The sequence below is a fragment of the Methylophaga sp. UBA1464 genome, assembly GCF_002325665.1.
Classification (GTDB): Bacteria; Pseudomonadota; Gammaproteobacteria; order Nitrosococcales; family Methylophagaceae; genus Methylophaga.
This window is the reverse complement of record NZ_DCSO01000076.1, coordinates 24,393-28,390: the sequence shown is the minus strand read 5'-3', so window position 1 is coordinate 28,390 and position 3,998 is coordinate 24,393. Positions and strand designations below refer to the sequence as shown.

Here is a 3,998-nt window from a genome sequence, read left to right as displayed (position 1 = left end):
GGCAGAGTTCCTCCGCCCCGCCTGCGATCATCAGATCCTGCATGCCGAATTTGATTGCCTCGTAGGCGTAACCGATCCCCATGCTGCCCGATGTGCAGGCGGTCGAGGTCGGGATGATGCGCCCGGAAATGCCATAGAGCACGCCGATATTGACGGCTGCCGTGTGGCTCATCATCTGGATATAGCTGGTGGCGGTGATGGCGTTGCTGTCGCCATGTTCCATCAGGCGGGTGAAGCCGAGAACGGGCGGGGTGCTGCCAAATGACGAGCCATAGGCAATGCCAAGACGCCCGCCCTGCAAGATGGCGGTATCATCACGAAGCCCCGCCATTTCGAGTGCCTTGTCGGTGGCATCAACCGACATCTGGGCGACACGGCCCATGCTGCGTAAATCTTTACGTTTGTAATGAGCAGGCATGACAAAGTTTTCAACTGGCGCACCTAATCGGGTATTTAGCTCGGTGTATTTATCCCATGCATCAATACGCTGAATACCGGTTTGCATATTTTGTAGCCGCGTTTTTATCGCAGACCAGTCATTGCCAATCGGGGAAAAACCGCTCATGCCCGTTACTACAACCCGCTTCATTAACACATACCGCCATTGACCGAAATCACCTGTCGGGTGATATACGCCGCTTCTTCGCTCATCAAAAAGCTCACTGTTCCAGCGACTTCAGCTACCGTGCCGACCCTCTGCATAGGGATCATTTTCATCGCTTCTTCCATATGAATATCTTCTGTCATTTCCGTATCAATCAATCCGGGCGCCACACAGTTCACGGTTATTTTGCGTTTGGCCAACTCAACGGCCAGTGCTTTACTTGCACCGATAATACCGGCTTTCGCCGCACTGTAATTGACCTGACCACGATTTCCGACCACTCCGGAAACTGATGATAAGGTGACGATTCTGCCAGGTTTTCTGCGGCGAATCATGGGCATGATAATCGGCTGCAACACATTATAAAAACCATCCAGATTGGTTCTGATCACCAGGTCCCATTCATCACCGGGTATCGCTGGAAAAGCGTTATCTCTGGCAATGCCGGCATTACACACCACACCATAATAAGCACCATGCTGTTCGACATCCTGTTCCAGGATTGACGCGGTTTGTTCGCGATCGGCAATATCAAATTGCAATACCCGAACCTGACGTCCCAGTGCAGTTATTTCGGCGGCGACGGCATCAGCTTGTGCTCTGTTGCTTCGACAATGCAGCACGATATCGTAACCTTGTCTGGCGAGACGCAGCGCTATCGCTTTACCGATCCCTCGGCTCGACCCGGTGACTAAAATGGTTTCACTCATCGAATAGCTTCCTCTAAAAACTGACTGGCATCGTCAGGTTGGTATACATTAAGATTCGCCGATGCAGCAATCTGATCTCCACGCAATTGGCCACGGAAAACATGCAGCCCATTTTCAGCCTGCATTTCACACTCCACCCGGATTGACAGGGTTTGGCCCATGGCAAACCAATCGGTGTTGCTCTGGTAACGTCGAGTACCCAGCAGAAAACCTAACTTGGGCGGTTGCGATTGTTGTCTTTGTTGTAAACCGGCATAAGCCGCAATGGCCTGGGCTAAATATTCCACACCAATCCAGGCGGGCACACCCTTTTCTTCGACAAACATGCTTTGCAAGTTAATATCCACTTCGGCTTCCAGCCATTGTTCACCGTAAGCCGTCACTCTCGTTAATAATGACATGCTGCCTGAATGTGGCACCAGATCGGCCACCTGATATGGTTCCATCATGGTGCGCGTTCCAGAATCAACGCAATATTATTACCGCCAAAGGCAAATGAATTGCTCAATACGTATTTATAAAATTTAGCGGGTTGATTTGCTGTGACTAAATTCAAATTAGGAATCGTCGGATCAGGCTCGCCATCCCAACGATGTATTGGGGCACTCCCTTGCTCATCTGCCAGCATCAGCCAACAAATAGCCGCCTCAATGGCACCAGCAGCCCCTAAGGTATGGCCGATGAAAGGTTTAGTGGAGCTGCATAACACGTTATTGCCGAATAGCTGATTGACCGCAATCGATTCCATCTGATCATTTAACGTCGTGGCAGTGCCATGCAAATTTATATAATCAATGTGTTTAGCCTCAAGCCCGGCATCTTCCATCGCCAGTCTCATGCAGCTTGCCGCCCCTTCGCCATTAGGTTCAGGCGCCGAAATATGGTGGGCATCGCTGCTTTCACCAATGCCTCGCAAAATCACACCTTGCCGCTGTCTGGAAAGCACAAACAACGCGGCTGCTTCACCAATATTGATGCCGTTACGGTTTTTACTGAATGGATTACATACTTCGGTGCTAACAGCTTCTAATGCAGAAAAGCCCTGAACAGTGAGTCGGCATAAGGTATCAACGCCACCCGCTATAACGACATCACAAACGCCTGCGGTGATCAGCCTTTTGCCGCTTGCAAGCGCCTTTGCTCCTGAAGAGCAGGCGGTAGAAATCGCGTAAACCGGTCCTTTGACACCCGTTAGCTCAGCAATAAACTGCGCCGGATTGCCCATCTCCTGGATATTGTAGTGATATTTGTCTGGCAAATTGCCGGACTCAACAGCGCTTCTGATTGCCGGTTCAGCATCGGCAATTCCGGAAGTGCTGGTGCCAATCACAATGCCAACGCGATCAGAACCAAAACGCGCAACAGCCTCTTCAACCTGTGATTTTATTTGCAGATAAGCCGCTAAGGCGAACTGGTTATTGCGACTTTGCCAGCGAGACGATGTTAATGGGTTAACCGGCAGGTCATCATGACAAATCCCCAGCGGCAATGGCGTCGCACCAAAAGAATCGTCGAGGGTGAGAAAGTTCGCATCCGACAACAGGTTTTGTTTCAGCGAGTCAGCACTGTTGCCAGCGGCGCATAACAAACCAACTGTATTAAGGAACACGTCGTTTTGCTTCACAACGCCCCCGTATCAAGCGATTGTATTACCACCAGGTAATGATCCTGAATATTTTTAATCAACACACTGTCTTCTTTATATTGAACATCCAGCTTTAAACGGTTGTTTTCTGATAACTGACGAGAGGTGTTATCCAGCGCCAAAAGCCAGCCATCAGGAGCGGAATAACGATTCATCAACGCCGCTTCGGGCCATAAGGCAAACTGCATCACCGCCATGATCTGTTCTGCCGGGATGGTGATATCCGTCATATTCTGTTGCAGAAATTCCGCGCCATCATAAGACATTTTCAGTACTGTCATACCGGTAGGCATCAATACCAGCACCTTAAACTTTTCCGCTTTGATATCCGTTACCAGCAGAAATTGCTGCTGTTTGCCACCGGCAACAAACGTCAATTTCTGCTGCAACAAAATTGACTCCGGTCCGGTTGCAGGTGATAGCAAAAACAAGTCCTGATGCGTATTCCATCTGAAGGGATTCAGGCTGCAACCGCTAATAAAAGCAGCGCTTAACAGTAAAAAGACAATTATATATTTCGGCATAGCTCTGCTAACGCCGTCAAACGCTTGGAATCTTTTACAAACGGATTTTTGATATCCCAGGCATAGCCAGCCAGAATTGAACTAATCATACGTTTTACCGGATCATTTTTCTGTGTGGTAAAAATGACATCCTGTAAACGGCCGTCATACCAGCCTTCAACGAATTCCCGGAATGTGTTCACCCCGTGTTGTAAAGGCCTGACAAACTGTTGCTGCCAATCAGGTGTACCGCCCTGCAATTGCTGGCTCAATACATCAACCGCCAGACTGGCAGATTTAAACGCGATGGTCACGCCCGATGAAAACACCGGGTCTAAAAACTCACCGGCATTGCCCAGCAACGCATAGCCCGGCCCGTACATTTGCGTCACATCGCAGGCATAACCGGTCATTGACCCTATTCGTGTATCAAAAGTAGCCGATGCCAGTAAATCGCTCATCCAGCCGGACTCAGCAATCAACTGTTTTAACTTCTCTTCATCCGTTCCTGGTAGCGCATCGATAAATGTTTTTGA

Annotated in this window: 6 protein-coding genes; all 6 read right to left on the bottom strand. The window is 49.5% G+C overall.

Annotated elements, in window-relative coordinates:
- On the bottom strand, positions 1-589 hold a 589-nt coding region (locus tag B3O33_RS09170; RefSeq protein WP_292363475.1), incomplete at its 3' end, for a beta-ketoacyl synthase N-terminal-like domain-containing protein.
- On the bottom strand, positions 589-1,314 hold the full coding sequence (locus tag B3O33_RS09165; RefSeq protein WP_292360783.1) for a 3-ketoacyl-ACP reductase FabG2: 726 nt from the start codon (positions 1,312-1,314) through the stop codon (positions 589-591). The genes B3O33_RS09165 and B3O33_RS09170, both read right to left, overlap by 1 nt.
- Positions 1,311-1,763 carry a hypothetical protein gene (locus tag B3O33_RS09160; protein ID WP_292360784.1) on the bottom strand — a complete coding sequence of 151 codons (453 nt, stop codon included), beginning with the start codon at positions 1,761-1,763 and terminating at the stop codon, positions 1,311-1,313. The genes B3O33_RS09165 and B3O33_RS09160 overlap by 4 nt, the downstream gene beginning before the upstream one ends.
- Positions 1,760-2,938, bottom strand: coding sequence for a beta-ketoacyl-ACP synthase (locus tag B3O33_RS09155; protein ID WP_292360785.1), 1,179 nt, complete (start codon positions 2,936-2,938; stop codon positions 1,760-1,762). The genes B3O33_RS09160 and B3O33_RS09155 overlap by 4 nt, the downstream gene beginning before the upstream one ends.
- Positions 2,935-3,483, bottom strand: a complete 549-nt coding sequence (locus B3O33_RS09150; protein ID WP_292360787.1) for a DUF3261 domain-containing protein — start codon at positions 3,481-3,483, stop codon at positions 2,935-2,937. Before B3O33_RS09150 ends, B3O33_RS09155 begins: the two co-directional genes overlap by 4 nt.
- Positions 3,468-3,998: NAD(P)/FAD-dependent oxidoreductase (locus B3O33_RS09145; protein WP_292363474.1), on the bottom strand; the 531-nt coding region annotated here is incomplete at its 5' end. The genes B3O33_RS09150 and B3O33_RS09145, both read right to left, overlap by 16 nt.

What these genes read in the sequence shown, in the direction of transcription:
- B3O33_RS09165 (WP_292360783.1), bottom strand. Translation starts at nt 1,314, where the DNA reads ATGAGTGAAACCATTTTAGTCACCGGGTCGAGCCGAGGGATCGGTAAA.
- B3O33_RS09160 (WP_292360784.1), bottom strand. Translation starts at nt 1,763, where the DNA reads ATGATGGAACCATATCAGGTGGCCGATCTGGTGCCACATTCAGGCAGC.
- B3O33_RS09150 (WP_292360787.1), bottom strand. Translation starts at nt 3,483, where the DNA reads ATGCCGAAATATATAATTGTCTTTTTACTGTTAAGCGCTGCTTTTATT.